Source organism: uncultured Devosia sp. (assembly GCF_964244875.1).
Taxonomy (GTDB): Bacteria; Pseudomonadota; Alphaproteobacteria; order Rhizobiales; family Devosiaceae; genus Devosia.
Genome location: NZ_CAXTKA010000017.1, coordinates 1 through 15,755 on the forward strand (window position 1 = coordinate 1; position 15,755 = coordinate 15,755).

General features: G+C 62.7%; 12 protein-coding genes and 2 tRNA genes. 8 read left to right on the forward strand and 6 right to left on the reverse strand.

Annotated elements, in window-relative coordinates; translation table 11 throughout:
• Positions 1-152: 152 nt before the first annotated feature.
• Positions 153-554 (reverse strand): peptide-methionine (R)-S-oxide reductase MsrB, encoded by a 402-nt coding sequence (gene msrB / locus ACFE8X_RS16235; RefSeq protein ID WP_375452541.1) that lies wholly within the window; start codon positions 552-554, stop codon positions 153-155.
• A gap of 177 nt (positions 555-731) precedes the next feature.
• On the opposite strand from msrB, the gene ACFE8X_RS16240 reads away from it, so the two are divergent.
• On the forward strand, positions 732-1,523 hold the full coding sequence (locus ACFE8X_RS16240) for a metallophosphoesterase (RefSeq protein ID WP_375452542.1): 792 nt from the start codon (positions 732-734) through the stop codon (positions 1,521-1,523).
• Positions 1,524-1,690: 167 nt separating this feature from the next.
• Here the strand turns inward: ACFE8X_RS16240 and ACFE8X_RS16245 are convergent.
• The 3 genes from ACFE8X_RS16245 to cpdR form a co-directional block, all read right to left on the reverse strand.
• A tRNA-Val gene (locus tag ACFE8X_RS16245) sits at positions 1,691-1,765 on the reverse strand.
• Between the two features lie 25 nt (positions 1,766-1,790).
• Positions 1,791-1,865 (reverse strand) — tRNA-Val (locus tag ACFE8X_RS16250).
• Between the two features lie 310 nt (positions 1,866-2,175).
• Complete coding sequence (gene cpdR / locus ACFE8X_RS16255) at positions 2,176-2,535, reverse strand: cell cycle two-component system response regulator CpdR (protein ID WP_284393747.1); 360 nt, start codon at positions 2,533-2,535, stop codon at positions 2,176-2,178.
• A gap of 192 nt (positions 2,536-2,727) precedes the next feature.
• Between cpdR and ACFE8X_RS16260 the strand changes: the two genes are divergently transcribed.
• Together ACFE8X_RS16260 and hisN are read left to right on the forward strand one after the other, a co-directional pair.
• Positions 2,728-3,624: an N-formylglutamate amidohydrolase gene (locus tag ACFE8X_RS16260; RefSeq protein ID WP_375452543.1), complete on the forward strand. Its 897-nt coding sequence runs from the start codon at positions 2,728-2,730 to the stop codon at positions 3,622-3,624.
• 240 nt (positions 3,625-3,864) lie between these two features.
• The gene (gene hisN, locus ACFE8X_RS16265; protein ID WP_375452544.1) at positions 3,865-4,662 is read left to right on the forward strand and encodes a histidinol-phosphatase; all 798 of its coding nucleotides are present in this window, start codon (positions 3,865-3,867) and stop codon (positions 4,660-4,662) included.
• Here the strand turns inward: hisN and ACFE8X_RS16270 are convergent.
• Complete coding sequence (locus ACFE8X_RS16270; RefSeq protein ID WP_375452545.1) at positions 4,659-5,255, reverse strand: TetR/AcrR family transcriptional regulator; 597 nt, start codon at positions 5,253-5,255, stop codon at positions 4,659-4,661. The two genes, hisN and ACFE8X_RS16270, sit on opposite strands and share 4 nt — an antisense overlap.
• A gap of 91 nt (positions 5,256-5,346) precedes the next feature.
• Here ACFE8X_RS16270 and ACFE8X_RS16275 point away from each other — a divergent pair, with 91 nt between their 5' ends.
• Together ACFE8X_RS16275 and ACFE8X_RS16280 are read left to right on the forward strand one after the other, a co-directional pair.
• Positions 5,347-6,243 (forward strand): SDR family NAD(P)-dependent oxidoreductase, encoded by an 897-nt coding sequence (locus tag ACFE8X_RS16275; protein ID WP_375452546.1) that lies wholly within the window; start codon positions 5,347-5,349, stop codon positions 6,241-6,243.
• Between the two features lie 310 nt (positions 6,244-6,553).
• Positions 6,554-7,693, forward strand: a complete 1,140-nt coding sequence (locus ACFE8X_RS16280; RefSeq protein WP_375452547.1) for an HWE histidine kinase domain-containing protein — start codon at positions 6,554-6,556, stop codon at positions 7,691-7,693.
• Positions 7,694-7,780: 87 nt separating this feature from the next.
• Here ACFE8X_RS16280 and ACFE8X_RS16285 read toward each other — a convergent pair whose 3' ends face one another.
• Complete coding sequence (locus tag ACFE8X_RS16285) at positions 7,781-8,755, reverse strand: alpha/beta hydrolase (RefSeq protein ID WP_375452548.1); 975 nt, start codon at positions 8,753-8,755, stop codon at positions 7,781-7,783.
• Positions 8,756-9,177: 422 nt separating this feature from the next.
• Here ACFE8X_RS16285 and ACFE8X_RS16290 point away from each other — a divergent pair, with 422 nt between their 5' ends.
• The 3 genes from ACFE8X_RS16290 to gltB all read left to right on the forward strand — a co-directional run bounded on the left by ACFE8X_RS16290 (position 9,178) and on the right by gltB (position 15,658).
• On the forward strand, positions 9,178-9,633 hold the full coding sequence (locus tag ACFE8X_RS16290; protein ID WP_375452549.1) for an Hsp20 family protein: 456 nt from the start codon (positions 9,178-9,180) through the stop codon (positions 9,631-9,633).
• A 64-nt stretch (positions 9,634-9,697) separates the two neighbouring features.
• The gene (gene dps / locus ACFE8X_RS16295; RefSeq protein WP_375452597.1) at positions 9,698-10,246 is read left to right on the forward strand and encodes a DNA starvation/stationary phase protection protein Dps; all 549 of its coding nucleotides are present in this window, start codon (positions 9,698-9,700) and stop codon (positions 10,244-10,246) included.
• 696 nt (positions 10,247-10,942) lie between these two features.
• Positions 10,943-15,658, forward strand: coding sequence for a glutamate synthase large subunit (gene gltB, locus ACFE8X_RS16300; RefSeq protein ID WP_375452550.1), 4,716 nt, complete (start codon positions 10,943-10,945; stop codon positions 15,656-15,658).
• Positions 15,659-15,755: the final 97 nt, after the last annotated feature.

The window sequence follows — 15,755 nt, forward strand, 5'->3', positions numbered from 1 at the left end:
CATGGTGAGGTGCGAGTTCTTCACGAGCCTCGAACCACGAGGGCGTGGCACGATCCCGCACCTGGGTTAGCGGCCAAACCAACATGGCGCGCAAACGAAACACCCTCGAGCCGGGCCCGAGGATGTTCAAGAATGGCTGAATACGAATAGATTTACGCCGGGATAAAATTCAGCGCCACGCCATTGATGCAATAGCGCAGCCCGGTCGGCGGCGGTCCGTCCGGGAACACATGCCCCAGATGCGATCCGCACCGCGAGCAATGGCATTCCGTGCGCACCATTCCGAAACTGCGATCACTGGTGGTGTCGACCGATCCGGGCACCGGATCGTTGAAGCTCGGCCAGCCCGTGCCGCTCTCGAACTTCAGATCCGCCTTGAACAATTCCTGCTCGCACCCGGCGCAGGTGAACGAGCCCGCGCGATGCTCGTGCAGCAGCGCGCACGATCCCGGCCGCTCGGTGCCATGCTTGCGCATCACCGCATACTGTTCCGGCGTCAATTTCGCCTTCCACTCCGCATCCGTATGCGTCACCGGATAATTATGGGCATCCATTGGGCTCTCCCGCTTTTTCCAGAATTTGAACATGACGCAGATATAAGCCCTCATGCCCTCGATTTCGAGCCGAAATCAAGCGTCTGTGACCCATCGGGTTCCATGCGGCGGCCTTGCCGTGTCACGGCTCGGTCATGCAGGCTCTTTAGAACCGCCGCCAACAGTCGAGGGCTCCAGATGACACTGAAATTCGTGGTGATGAGCGATCTGCATGTGATGCCGCCGGGCGAGCTGTCGATGACGCTCGATACCGGAGCCCGGCTCGAACAGGCGGTCGATGCCGTCATTGCGCGCTACGGCGATGCCGATTTCTGCGTGCTGGCCGGCGACCTGGCCGATCTGGGCCAGCCGGCCGCCTATGAACATCTCAAGGCTATCATCGCCCGCTTGCCCATCCCGGTCCATATCACGCTGGGCAATCACGACGATCGCGCCGCATTTCTCGCTGTTTTCGGCGCCGATTTCGCTGCGCCGGAAACCGGCAAGGTCGACAAGGTCATCAACGCCGGGGGCTATCGCATCGTCCTGCTCGACTCGTCCGAACCGGGCCGCGTCGATGGCGTGCTGGAGGCCAGCCAGCTCGACTGGCTGCGCGCGCGCCTGGCCGAAGCCCATGACCGCCCGGTCATCGTCATCCTGCACCACAATGCCAATGCGCTGCATATCGAATCCGACGATATCCGCATTCTGCAACCCGACGGCTTCATCGATGCGCTCAGGACCCACCCCGACATTCGCCAGGTGATCGCCGGCCACGTTCACCTGACCTCCACCGCCACCTGGCGCGGCCTGGCCTTCACCACCCTGGCGGGCGGGCACTATTCGTGCACCGTCGATCAGCCCAATGTCCCCATGCGTCGCCTCGCCGGCCCCGGCCAGATGGCCTTCGTCCTCGGCACCAAGGACAGCACGACCGTGCTCTTCGACGACTTCATCGACGCCAACGCCGAAATCTTCGTCGAGACTTAAGCCTCCGCCCCCGATGCCCCAGTCGGCACCATTTGCCTTCGCTCCGGTCAAGGCGAGGCGAAAATCGCGCAGTGCGAGAGCCGGCGCGCAGCGTGCATGAGCACGTGAGCACCGGAAGCGCAGCACTGTGTGATTTGCAGCCCGCCTTCACCGAGAGCGAAGGCGAATGGTGGGAGTAACAAGGATTGAACTTGTGACCCTTCGCGTGTGAAGCGAATGCTCTCCCGCTGAGCTATACTCCCATCGCCGAAGCGAAAGTCAGAGAGATGGTGGGCGTAACAAGGATCGAACTTGTGACCCCCTCGATGTCAACGAGGTGCTCTCCCGCTGAGCTATACGCCCATCTCTCCGGGATGGTCCGGCCAAGGCCGTTCCAGTGGCGCGGATAGACCATAAAACCCCGATGGGGGTCAAGAGGGCAGCATTGCGATTGCGAATTATGGATTCGGCTCCGGGGCGGGGCCGACATCGTGCCAATTCCGGCGCTTTACCCCTCACCCTGGCCTTCTCCCCGGAGGGGCGAGGGGACCAGATCGAGTGTGTCGCCACAGCTTGCCCCGACCACCGGACACATCCCCTCGCCCCTCCGGGGAGAGGGCCAGGGTGAGGGGTGCGATGCCGAGGCGATCCATTGGTCCCCGGCCGGCACCGATCAAGCCGCCAGCAGCCGCTCGACCTCGTTCACCAGATCCTTCAAATGAAACGGCTTGCTCAGTACCGAGGCATCCTTGGGCGCGTCGCTGTCGGGGTTGAGCGCCACGGCGGCAAACCCGGTGATGAACATCACCTTGAGGTCCGGATCGAGTTCGGTGGCGCGCCGCGCCAGTTCGATCCCGTCCATTTCCGGCATCACGATGTCGGACAGCAACAGCGCGAACGGCTCCTCGCGCAGCCGCTCATAGGCGCTCAGCCCATTGTCGAACGAAACCACCTCATAGCCCGCGTTCTTGAGCGCACGCGTCAGGAACTGGCGCATGTCGTTGTCGTCTTCGGCGAGCAGAATTCGCTTCATAATCGTCTCCAGCCATTCTGGCGCTGAGTCGCACTCTAGAACGCGATGTTTAAGCCAGTTTTACCCAAGGGCAAGTTTCCGCGCTGTCACGATGATTTTTTGCGACAATCTGGACATTGGCGACACGAGGCCCCACACTCGTTTGTCAATAATGCTTCGCGCCGTCGCGCAAGCTCGTGTCCTGGAGGCAGCGTGCGGTCCGACTATTGGGATCAGCCGGCATTCGAAACCATAAGGCCGCGCCGGCTCGTTGCCCCGCTGGTATTCAATTCGGGCCATTCCGGCCGGGTGTATCCCGAACGGTTCCTGGCCATGACGCGCCTGGACCATCTGTCGATCCGCCAGTCCGAAGATGCCTTTGTCGATGAACTGTTCGGCCGCGCGCCCCATCTGGGCGCCCCCATGCTGCGCGCCCATTTTCCCCGCGCCTATCTCGACGTCAATCGCGAGCCCTGGGAACTCGATCCCGCCATGTTCGTCGAGCCGCTGTCGGACCGGTTCAACACCACCTCGCCGCGCGTCGCCGCCGGCCTGGGCACGCTGGCCCGCGTCGTGGCCGAAAACAAACCCATCTATCGTGACCGCCTCACCCTGGACGATGCCCGCACCCGCATCGAAGGCATCTATCACCCCTATCATGCCGCGTTGCAGGCTTTGCTGAGCGACGCCATCGCCGGCTTCGGGGTTGCCCTCCTGATCGATTGTCATTCCATGCCGCGCATTTCGCGCACCGGCGATCGCGCCGCCCCCGATATCGTCCTCGGCGATCGCTACGGCACCACCTGCGCGCCAGCTCTGGTCGATCTCGTCGATACCATCTTTACCGGCGCCGGCCTCAAGGTCGCGCGCAATCGCCCCTATGCCGGCGGTTTTGCCACCCGCGCCTATGGCCGCCCCCAGCATGGCGTGCATGCGTTGCAGATCGAAATCAGCCGCCACCTTTATATGAACGAAGCCACCCTGACCAGGAACGACGGGTTTTCCCACATCCAGTCGATAATCGAGCGCCTGATGTTCGCGCTGCTCGGGCTCGACCTGATGGCGCTGGCCAGCCCGCCCATCGCCGCCGAAAAAGCCGCGGCCGAGTAGGCCCCTCGGTCATCTCGGGCAGCGTCTCCACCGAATGCTTGGGACTGCTAAACGTCCCCAAACGCGATGTCATTCCGGCGCGGGCCGGACGCCATCCCGAGATCCGGCTGCGGCCAGGATCGAGGTGATTTGCCTTATCTCAGGATGACTCCCGGCCTTCGCCGGGGTGACACCGCGGGTGCTGGAGCTTTCCCCTCCAACCCTATAGACCTCTTCACATCATGCCAGTGGGCCACTCATATGCCATCCATTCCCGTCGATCTCGACCTTGTCGCCGAAACGCTGCTGGAGGCGGCCGAAGCCGCGGCCGATCAAACCCTGCCCCTCTTTCGCACCACCCTGGCCGTGGACAACAAGCTGGACATCGGCTTTGATCCGGTGACCGAGGCCGACCGCGCCGCCGAAACCGCCATCCGCGCCGTCATTGCCGCCCGCTTTCCCGACCATGCCGTAATCGGGGAGGAATGGGGCAATTCGGGCGGCGGCGACTTCACCTGGATCATCGATCCCGTCGATGGCACCCGCTCCTTCATCTCCGGCGCGCCGGTCTGGGGCACGCTGATCGCCCTGGCCTATCAGGGCGTCGCCGTCGCGGGCCTGATGAGCCAGCCCTTTATCGGGGAGATCTTCCTCGGCCTGCCCGGCCGCGCCAGCTACCGTCGCGGCGCCATCGATCAGACCATTCGCGCCAGCGGCCAAACCGAACTGGGCGCCGCCCGCGTCTTCACCACCACCCCCGCTTTGTTCCGCACGCCCGAGCTGCTGGGCAAATGGCGCGCCATCGAAGGCGCCACCCGCCTGCAGCGCTTCGGCATGGATTGTTATGGCTATGCCCTGCTCGCCGCCGGCCACGCCGATCTGGTAATCGAGCCCGCCCTCAACACCTATGACATCGCCGCCCTGGTCCCCATCATTCGGCAGGCTGGCGGCGCCATCGCCTGCTGGGACGGCGGCGATCCCACCGGCGGCGGCAATGTCGTGGCCGCCGCCACGCCCCGATTGCTCGACAAGGCGCTGGCTCTGGTCAACGCGTCCTAAAGCTGCGGGTCTATTCCCCGCCACAGGATGTGGATGAAGTTGTCCACATAGCGCTCCCGGTCATGCTTGCCCGTCGGTTGGCCGCAAACCGCCGATGTCACCGTCGAATTGTACAATGCGCCCAAAATGGTCGAGGCCAGTGCTTCGGTGTCGCATTTGGCCAATCGACCTTGCTGCTGGGCGCGGTCCAGCCAGCGAACCAATGCCTTGAACGCTTTGACCGGCCCGGAGTCAACGCTTTGGTCGGCACAGACCAGCTGCGGGGAAATGCCCGCCGCCTGCAACACGGCAAGCCCCTCATGAAGCTGTTGCAGATGCGCCGAAACGATCCGGCCGTGCCCCAGCAGCTGCTCGACGATCGGACGCTGGTCGGGGCCATTCTCCAGGTCTTCGGCCCAGGTAACGCCGTCCAACGCGCCCAGGGCCGCGATCATCAGGGCCTCTTTGGAGCCAAAGCGGTTGAACAGCGTGGTGTGGCTCACCCCCAGTTCCCGGGCGATCTCGGCAACCGAAACGCCGGCACCGCGCGCCAGCAAGACCCGCCGCGCCACCGCAAGGATGTCCCCATTCGCTATGCCCGGCGGTCTACCCATTTGCTCCATCCGTCTTGACGGCGTCCAATGCCGTATATATTTCTTTCTGGAAAGAAACTAATCCGCCCGTCGGCGATGAGAGGATATTTCCATGAAACGCGACCCGAACCTCGATTGGCAGCATGTCGAAGCAAAAACGCTCAAGCTCAAGGGCTATCAGGCCATCGTCATCGGCGGCACGGGCGGTATCGGCCGCGCCATCAGTCATCTTCTTGCAGCGCGCGGCGCAACTGTCACGGTCATAGGCCAGACATTTCGCGATCAAGGTATGCCGGGCATTGCCTTTATCAAGGCAGACCTGAGCTCGATGCAGGATGCCAGGCGGGTTGCGGCGGAACTGCCGGTCGAAACGCTTGATCTGCTCCTGATGACGACCGGCGTGATGGCGGGCCCCGAGCGCGAAACCACAAGCGAAGGCATCGAGAACGATATGGCGATCAGCTATCTCAACCGCCTTGTGATGCTGCGACAGTTCGGCCCGCGCCTTGGCAAGGCCCGCCCGGCCAATGCTGCCAAGCCACGCGTCTTCATCATGGGTTTTCCCGGCGCCGGCGGGGCGGGCAAGTTGGGCGACCTTAATGCCGATCGGTCCTATGACGGCTGGTCGGTCCACGCCAACACCGTTGCCGGCAACGAAATTCTCGTCCTCGATGCGGTCGACAAATACCCCAATGCAAATTTCTACGGCCTCAACCCCGGCCTTGTCGAAACCAACATTCGCGCCAAAGCCCTCCAAAAGCTCTCGCCCATGACGGTCCTGTTGAGCCTTGCCGCCAGGCTCATGGCAATCAAGCCTGAAATGCTGGCCGAGCGCATCACGCCCCTCTTGGTGTCGCCCGATCTGGAAAACCACAGCGGCGCCATGTTCAACAACAAGGCAGAGGCCATCTTGCCCAGCCAAAAGCTGGTCGATGCGCCCTACCGCGCCCGGTTTCTGGCGGAGTCCGACGCTTTGCTCGCAAGGCAGGCTGGCATCACGCTGCCATAGTCGGGATGCTGCGACCAGCCGTGCCGGGCCCATGAACCAGTCCGTCGCTGGCGGCAACTGCGTCGCCGCCGCCGCAACCCCCCGATTGCTGGAAGGGGCGCTGGCTTTGCTCAACGCTTGGGCCGCTTCGGGCAGCACTCTTGCTTGACCACCCCTACATTGCACAGCGCAGGCCCTTGCAATTGTCGAGCCGGACCAGCAAAACATGAATATAACTGCACACAGTCTTTACCGGCTGGGATGCGCTTCGCCCGTGCCGATCCACCACCAATAGCTTTGGCCGAAAAGCAGCGCTTGACATTGGGATGAGATGACCATCGCAGACCAGCCTGACGTTTTACAGGGCCGTGGGCGCATGGCCGAGGCCATTCTGGCATTCGATTGGTCGAGCACGTCGATCGGGCCATTGGGCACCTGGCCGATATCGTTGCGCTCGGTCGTGCAGATGGCCGCCTTGTCACGACAACCCATCTGCCTGTTTTGGGGAACTGACCTCAACATCCTCTACAATGATGCTTATGCCCCATTTCTCGGGCTGCGCGAAGCCGATGCCCTGGGCCAGCCGTTTCGGATCATCTGGTCCGACATCTGGGGCAGCATTGCCCCGATCGTGGATGAAGCCATGTCCGGAAACGGAACCTGGTTCGAGGATCTTCCCCTCACCATGACCCGCAATGGCTTTGAGGAGCCCACCTATTGGTCGTTTTCCTATAGCCCGTTATATGACGATACCGGCAAGATAGCCGGCTTGATCAACATTGCGACCGAAACCACGGCGGCCGTCAACAATCGCGTCAAGCTCGACGCGAGCTATGACAATGCCCGGCAGCAACTGGTCGAGCGGCACGAGATCGAGGCGCGGCAGCAGGTCATTCAACGTGAAATGGCGCACCGCATCAAGAACATCCTGTCCATGACCATGGCGGTGGTGTCCCAGACGCTGCGTCATCCCTCGTCGATGGAAACCGCGCGGGACACGATTTCCCGCCGTATTGCCGCGCTCGCCGAAGCACAGGACGTCCTGACCAATGCACGGTTTTCCGAAGCCGAGATCGGAATATTGGCAGGTCAGGTTCTAAAACCGCACGTTACAGATAACGCAAGGGCCAGCATCAGCGGGCCTGAAGTCACTGTGCCGGCCCAACATGCATTCGGCATGGCATTGGCTCTGCATGAACTGGCCACCAACGCGGTCAAGTACGGAGCACTGTCGAACGAGACCGGAAATGTCAGCCTGGATTGGACCATGACCAATGACGGTGCGTTTCGCATGGAATGGCGCGAAAGCGGCGGACCCGAAGTGCAGACACCGTCACGCAAGGGCTTCGGCTCGAGCCTGATGAGCAAGATTGTCCCAAGTTACTTCTCGGGCACCGGCGAAACCTTTTACGAGCCTTCCGGCTTCCGCTACGTGTTGACCGGAACGGTGGAACAGAGCCAGGCCAGCTAAGCCGAACCTGGCGCCGCCACGTCAGCTTTATCAGCACCCCTGCAAAATGCACTTGGCGGGTGAGCCCCCGGCTGCGTCGTCGGACGCCTACGCACTCTGCTCGGTGATGAACGCATCGAACGCGGCAAACACCTGCCCGCGAATAGCATCGTTCTCCATGAACAGTTCGTGTTGTGCGCCTGCGATCACCATGTGCCGGCCCGTTCGCATCCGCAACCCGAGCTGCTCGGTCACGGACGTGGACACCACTACGTCGCGCGCCGCTGCCAGCATCAGCACCGGCACCCGGATCTGCCCGGGAAAACTGTCCCGCCCTGCCGCGGCCATGGCCCGCATCGCCGCAGCCGCCCAGGCTATGGTTGGCGAGCCGATGCTCAATTCGGGTCGCGTGCGGATGACTTCGGCCATGCGCAGATACCGCCGCTGGTCCGAGGTCAGCGGATTGCCCGCAAAGGTTTTTTCCGATGCCGCCTGGCTCCCGTTGCCCGCGACCGGCATCTGCCCCAGCCCCAGAAAATTGAGCGCCCCGCACAGTTTGGCCATACCGCCAAAGCTCAGCGGCTGCCGGTCCAGCCCCAGCATCGGCGCGGACAGGAATATGCGATCGAACATCATCCGGTCGGCAATGCCCGCCAACAGACTGACCAGCCCGCCCATCGAATGGCCCACCAGATAAAATGGCGGCGGACAGTCGGGCAGCAGGATTTCGGCGTGAAAACTGGCCAGGTCACACCAGTAATCCTCGAAGCGGTCGATATAGCCCAGGCTCTTGTCCCCGATCAGCCGGTCCGACCCGCCCTGCCCCCGCCAGTCGAACGTCGCCACGGCAAAGCCGCGGGCGCGAAAATCGGCGATCGTCTCGAAATATTTCTCGATGAATTCCGTGCGCCCCTGCACCAGGCACACCGTACCCCGATGCACCGCTCCCGTTCGGGACCAGAGCCCATAGCGGATGCGCACCTTGTCTCTGGTCAGGAAATACCCCACCCGCGCACCCTCCGGCACCCGATTGCCGGCAATATCGAGGAGGTCCGGCCCGGAAGCAGCTACGGCAGCGATCATGAAATTCTTTGCCACGTTCGGTTGGTGGATCGATACTTAGGTCAGGCCGGCCTCACCTGAATACCCACGTGACAAAAGGAAAACCAGCATGTCTTGCGACATACTGGTTTCCTTTCGTGCGGCCCGTGCGGGGGGCGGGTGACGGAGCCGCAGTTCTGTTGCAAACAAGAGCGAAATCCCTCCGTTCTTGTCCACCTGACCCCTTTTAAGCCGCTCTGGCTGAATTGAACCGGACTGGACCGTTCATTTTCGGTTCATTTTGCGCTCGCCCTTGCGCCCTCTTGAACCCGCCTTTCCCCCACCTACATCTGTCTCGTTCGCCGTCTATTCGGGAACCCCGCCCTCGCCGGACCGACGCTCGCCTGTTTCAAGGGAGCGCTTTTTAAGGGAGCGGGACCACGTTGCTCAAGGAGAATGTGACTATGCAGACCGTTGATTTTACCCCCTTCTACCGCTCCACCGTCGGCTTCGACCGGCTGTTCAATCGCCTCGATACCCTGGGCGGGCAGGAAGCCAAGACCTATCCCCCCTACAATATCGAGCGCACCGGCGAGAATGCCTACCGCATCTCCATCGCCGTTGCCGGCTTCTCCAATGGCGACATTGCCATCGAGACCAAGGAGAACAACCTCGTCGTCAAGGGCGCCAAGCCCGCAGAGACTGCCGAAAAGGCCCGTGAGTTCCTCCATCGCGGCATTGCCGAGCGCGCTTTCGAGCTGCGCTTCCAGCTTGCCGACTATGTCGAAGTCAGCGGTGCCACCCTCGAGAATGGCCTGCTCCATCTCGAACTGAAGCGCGAATTGCCCGAAAGCAAGAAGCCGCGCCAGATCGAGATCAAGGGCGGCACCGCCGTGATCGAGGACAAGTCGGTCAACTAGGCGATTTCCCTCCAGTCGCCGGGTTTGACCACAAGGCGCAGCCCGCAAGGGCTGCGCCTTTTTGATTTATGGCGGACCGGGAACTTCGCCGCCCGGTCTCGGTTGTTCCGGCGGCCACGCAGCGTCAAAGGACAGCCCGATGAAAACCCCCTCGATCACCCTTGAATCCAATTCCAAGTCCGCCGTCATCGACATCCTCAATGCCCGCCTGGCCGATGCCATCGATCTGGCGCTGCTCACCAAGCAGGCCCACTGGAACCTCAAGGGCATCCAGTTCATCGCCGTCCATGAAATGCTCGATCTGTTCCGCACCGCGATCGACGAGCACACCGACATCATTGCCGAGCGCGTCGCCCAACTCGACGGCATCGCTTTGGGCACCAGCCAGATCGTGGCCAAGGCCACCAGGCTTGCCCCCTATCCCACCGATATCCGCCAGGTCCCCGACCACCTCGCCGCCCTTGCCGATCGCTACGCCGCCCTGGCCAACCAGGTCCGCGACGACATTGACGCCACCGACGAAGCCGGCGACGCCGACGCCGCCGACATCCTCACCGCCTTCTCGCGCGAACTCGACAAGGACCTCTGGTTCATCAAATCCCATCTGGAATAAGTGTGTCGTCTCGGATGAGCAGCTAAACCTACACCCCCTCCCAACCTCCCCCTATCAAGGGGGAGGTGCCGCTCCACTCGTTGAACTCGATTGTGCCTCACCCACTGGCAGACACCTCTCCCTTTATGGGGGAGGTTGGGAGGGGGTGCACGGAGCCCCAATATCAGGGTGAAACACCCATTACACCCGAACCCTCACCAACGTTCCAACCCCCAACTCCTACACCCCATTGGCAATCTCCTATATTCGCCCGCCAATCCATCGCGCCCCCACTTGCCCCCCGTTTGGAATTGTGACAATGTGCACGAGATAGGACAACACTGTTGTCCTTATCTGACGCGTCGCCCCGCTCTCCGCGGCCAGCGCGCACGCTGGTCCGGCTGGCCCGCTCTTGCATGAGCGGAAACGGATAGGCGGAGCACACATGGTGTGTCGAGGTTCAGGTCAGGCCGAGTTTTGCAGGCCCGCATTGCCTGAAGATCGAGACACCTGCTCGAATTACAGCGGCCATTTGGATGCAGCGCCGCTTCCAGGAATCGACGTATTTGCGCTTTCGAGCCGTACTGTGTACGACCCGTTGAGCAGACGCGTGACCGAGGACGAAACCGCATCCTGTCCCGCCGGTCGAACGGCAAACCCAGGACGCACACGACAGAGCAAGCCCGCAAGGGCACGATCACAACGAGGAGCACCGGCATGGCACACGAACGCAACGGACCCCTTTCCCCCGTCACCACCGGCACTGCCACTGGTAAAACCCCGTTGGCCTCCGGCCGTCCCGTCGCCCAGGGTCTCTACGATCCAGCCAACGAGCATGATGCCTGCGGCATCGGCATGATCGCCAACATCAAGAACCGGCCCAGCCATGAAGTGGTGCAAAAGGGCCTCGAAATCCTCGAGAACCTGGAGCACCGCGGCGCTGTGGGCGCCGATCCGCTGATGGGCGACGGCGCCGGCATCCTGGTCCAGACCCCGCACGGCTTTTTGAGCCAGATGGTGGATTTTCCCCTGCCCGAACAGCACGCTTATGCGGCAGCGATGATCTTTTACCCCAACGACACCGCCCTGCGCGACCGTTGCGCCATTGCCATGCGCGAATGCCTTCTTGCCGAAAAGCTGACGCTGCTGGGCGAGCGCGTGGTCCCCACCGACAATGCCGCGCTATCCGCCGGCGTCATCGCCACCCAGCCCATCATCGAGCAACTCTTCATTGCGCGCCCCGAAGGCCTGACCCTGGATGAATTCGAGCGCAAGCTGCTGATCGTGCGCAAGGTCATCTCCAACACCGTCTATGGGCGCGTGCCCGAATCGGGTGGCGACAACGGCTTTTACGTCGTCTCCATGTCGGCCCGCACCATCGTCTACAAGGGCATGTTCCTCGCCTACCAGCTTAAGGCCTTCTATCCCGACCTGTCGGACGAGCGCTTCGAGTCGGCCATCGCTCTGGTACACCAGCGCTTTTCCACCAACACCTTCCCCTCCTGGAAGCTGGCCCATCCCTATCGCATGACTACCCACAATGGTGAGATCAACACCATTCGCGGCAACGTCAACTGGATGGCCGCCCGCCAGGCCTCGGTCTCCTCGCCTTTGTTCGGCGAGGACATCACCAAGATCTGGCCGATTTCCTACGAGGGCCAGTCCGATACCGCCTGCTTTGACAACGCGCTCGAATTCCTCGTGCGCGGTGGCTACAGCCTGCCCCACGCCGCCATGATGCTGATCCCCGAAGCCTGGGCCGGCAATCCGCTGATGGACGAGACCCGGCGCGCCTTTTACGAATATCACGCCGCCCTGATGGAGCCCTGGGACGGCCCCGCCGCCATGTCATTGAGCGATGGCCGCTACGTCGTCGCCACGCTCGACCGCAATGGCCTGCGTCCCGCCCGCTATCTCGTGACCCGCGAAGGCCATGTGGTGCTGGCGTCCGAATCGGGCGTCCTCGACATTCCCGACGAGGACATCGTCGAGCGCTGGCGCCTGCAGCCGGGCCGCATGCTGCTGATCGATCTGGAAGAAGGCCGCATCATCTCCGATGACGAGGTCAAGCGCACGCTCGCCACCCGCAATCCCTATGCCGAATGGCTGGCCCGCACCCAGATCGTGCTCGAAGACCTGCCCGAGACCGCGCTCCAGGCGCCGATGACCTCGGAATCCCTGCTCGATCGCCAGCAGGCCTTCGGCTATACCCAGGAAGACATCAAGCTGTTGATGGCGCCCATGGCCACCACGGGCCAGGAAGCCGTTGGCTCCATGGGCACCGACACGCCCATTTCCGCCCTCAGCGAAAAGTCCAAGCTGCTTTATACCTACTTCAAGCAGAACTTCGCCCAGGTCACCAACCCGCCGATCGATCCGATCCGCGAGGAATCGGTGATGAGCCTGGTTTCCTTCATCGGCCCGCGCCCCAACCTGTTCGATCTCGAGGGCGCTTCCCGCCACAAGCGCCTCGAAGTGCGTCAGCCCATTCTCACCAACGAGGATCTCGAAAAGATCCGCGCCATCGGTGACATGGCCGACAACCAGTTCAAGACCCAGACTATCGATTTCACCTACCCCGCCGATACCGGGGCTTCGGGCATGGAAGCGGCCATCGATTCCATCTGCGCCCAGGCCGAAATCGCCATTGCCGGCGAATACAACATCATCGTTCTGTCCGATCGGCTGCTCGCCTCCGACCGCATCGCCATTCCGGCTTTGCTGGCGACGGCTGCCGTACACCATCACCTGATCCGCAAGGGCCTGCGAACCTCCTCGGGCCTTGTGGTCGAAACCGGCGAAGCCCGCGAAATGCACCATTTCGCCATGCTGGCCGGCTATGGCGCCGAAGCCATCAATCCCTATCTGGCCTTCGAAACCCTCTCGGCCCTCCATGCCGAGGGTGAATACCCTGCCGAAGTCTCCGCCGATGAAGTGGTCTATCGCTATATCAAGAGCGTCGGTAAGGGCCTGCTCAAGGTCATGTCCAAGATGGGCATTTCCACCTATCAGAGCTATTGCGGCGCCCAGATTTTCGATGCCGTGGGCCTGACGACCGAGTTCGTGCAACGCTTCTTTTTCGGCACCGCCACCACTATCGAAGGCGTGGGCCTGGCCGAAATCGCCGAGGAAACCGCGCGCCGCCATCGCGACGCCTTCGGCGACGACGTGGTGCTGCGCAAGGCGCTCGATGTCGGCGGCGAATACATGTACCGCATTCGCGGCGAAAAGCATGCCTGGTCCCCCGACGTGGTCTCGGATCTGCAGCACGCGGTGCGCACCCGCGACGACAGTCCCGAAAGCGCCCAGGCTCGCTATGACAGCTTCGCCGAACGGGTGAACAGCGGCGACAACGGCTATCTCGCCATCCGCAATCTGTTCGATGTCCGCCCCCTGGGCGAGCCCGTCGCCATCGATGCGGTCGAGCCTGCCGTCGATATCGTCAAGCGCTTCGTCACCGGCGCCATGAGCTTTGGCTCGATCAGCCGCGAAGCGCATACCACGCTGGCCATCGCCATGAACCGGATCGGCGGCAAGTCCAATACCGGCGAAGGCGGCGAGGAAATCGATCGCTACCAGCCCCTGCCCGATGGCTCGCAGAACCCGCTCCGCTCCGCCATCAAGCAGATTGCCTCGGGCCGCTTCGGCGTGACCACGGACTACCTGGTCAATGCCGATACCCTCCAGATCAAGGTTGCGCAGGGTGCCAAGCCCGGCGAGGGGGGCCAATTGCCGGGACACAAGGTCGATTGGATCGTCGCCAAGACGCGCCATTCCACCCCCGGCGTCGGCCTCATCAGCCCGCCGCCGCACCACGATATCTATTCCATCGAAGATCTGGCCCAGCTGATCTACGATCTCAAGAACGTCAACGAGGCGGCCGATATCTCGGTCAAGCTGGTCAGCGAAGTCGGCGTCGGCACGGTTGCCGCCGGCGTTGCCAAGGCACGCGCGGACCATATCACCGTTTCCGGCTATGATGGCGGAACCGGCGCCTCTCCCCTGACCTCGCTCAAGCATGCCGGCGGCCCCTGGGAAATCGGCCTTGCCGAAACCCACCAGACGCTGGTGCTGAACCGGCTGCGCAGCCGCGTCGTCCTGCAGGTCGATGGCGGCCTCAAGACCGGCCGCGACGTCCTGATCGGCGCCCTGCTCGGCGCCGACGAGTTCGGCTTCTCCACCGCCCCGCTGATCGCGGCCGGCTGCATCATGATGCGCAAGTGCCACCTCAACACCTGCCCGGTCGGCGTTGCCACCCAGGACCCGGTGCTGCGCAAGCGCTTCAAGGGCACGCCCGAGCACGTCATCAACTACTTCTTCTTCATCGCCGAAGAACTGCGCGGCCTCCTGGCCGGCATGGGCGCCCGCACCCTCAACGAGCTGATCGGCCGCTCCGACCTGCTCGACCAGAACCGGCTGCGCGAGCATCCCAAGTCCGACGGCATCGATTTCACCAAGCTGTTCCACAAGCCCGAGCCGATCGAGGGCGATACCCTCTATCACTCCCAGGTCCAGGATCATCATCTTGAAACGGTGCTCGATCGCCAGTTGATCGCGCTGGCCCAGCCGGCGCTGGAACATGGCACGGCCGTCCATATCGAGCTGCCCATCCGCTCGCGCGATCGCTCCGCCGGCGCCATGCTCTCGGGCGCCCTGGCCAAGCGCCATGGCCATGAAGGGCTTTTGGAAGATACCATCGCCATCAAGCTGACCGGCACCGCCGGCCAGAGCTTCGGGGCGTTCCTCGCCAAGGGCATTTCCATCGATCTGGTGGGTGACGCCAACGATTATGTCGGCAAGGGCCTGTCGGGCGGGCGCTTGGTCGTGCGCCCCTCCACGAGGGCGGCGTTTGATCCCGACAAATCCATCATCGTCGGCAATACCGTGCTCTACGGCGCCATCGAGGGCGAAGCCTATTTCCGCGGCATTGCCGGCGAGCGCTTTGCCGTGCGCAACTCCGGCGCCATTGCCGTGGTCGAAGGCACCGGCGATCACGGCTGCGAATACATGACCGGCGGCGTCGTCGTCGTCATCGGCCCCACCGGCCGCAACTTCGCCGCCGGCATGAGTGGCGGCGTCGCCTATGTGCTCGACGAGGACCAGACCTTCCGCAGCCGCTGCAACCTGGCCATGGTCGATCTGGAACCCGTGCCCGAGGAGGAAACCCTCATGCAGACCCTGCACCATCACGGCGGCGATCTCGAATGGCACGGCCGCGTCGATATTTCGGGCGACATGACCAAGCACGACGACGAGCGCCTGCAACAGCTCATCGCCAACCACCTGCACTATACCGGCTCCACCCGCGCCAAGTTTATCCTCGACAACTGGACCGCCATGCGACCCAAATTCGTCAAGGTCATGCCCGTCGAATACCGCCGCGCCATCCGCGACATGGAAAAAAAGCGCAGCGTCATGGCGGCAGCGGAGTGATGGCCGCGTCGGTTCAGTCGACACCCTCCTCCTTGCTGGAAGGGCTGCGGCATATGACAAGTCTACTGGACACAATGCGTCAGTCGACACCTCCCCC

Coding starts and splice junctions, on each gene's coding strand:
- ACFE8X_RS16240 (WP_375452542.1), top strand. CDS start 732: ATGACACTGAAATTCGTGGTGATGAGCGATCTGCATGTGATGCCGCCG.
- msrB (WP_375452541.1), bottom strand. CDS start 554: ATGGATGCCCATAATTATCCGGTGACGCATACGGATGCGGAGTGGAAG.
- ACFE8X_RS16285 (WP_375452548.1), bottom strand. CDS start 8,755: ATGATCGCTGCCGTAGCTGCTTCCGGGCCGGACCTCCTCGATATTGCC.
- gltB (WP_375452550.1), top strand. CDS start 10,943: ATGGCACACGAACGCAACGGACCCCTTTCCCCCGTCACCACCGGCACT.
- ACFE8X_RS16270 (WP_375452545.1), bottom strand. CDS start 5,255: ATGGGTAGACCGCCGGGCATAGCGAATGGGGACATCCTTGCGGTGGCG.
- hisN (WP_375452544.1), top strand. CDS start 3,865: ATGCCATCCATTCCCGTCGATCTCGACCTTGTCGCCGAAACGCTGCTG.
- cpdR (WP_284393747.1), bottom strand. CDS start 2,535: ATGAAGCGAATTCTGCTCGCCGAAGACGACAACGACATGCGCCAGTTC.
- ACFE8X_RS16280 (WP_375452547.1), top strand. CDS start 6,554: ATGACCATCGCAGACCAGCCTGACGTTTTACAGGGCCGTGGGCGCATG.
- ACFE8X_RS16275 (WP_375452546.1), top strand. CDS start 5,347: ATGAAACGCGACCCGAACCTCGATTGGCAGCATGTCGAAGCAAAAACG.
- ACFE8X_RS16290 (WP_375452549.1), top strand. CDS start 9,178: ATGCAGACCGTTGATTTTACCCCCTTCTACCGCTCCACCGTCGGCTTC.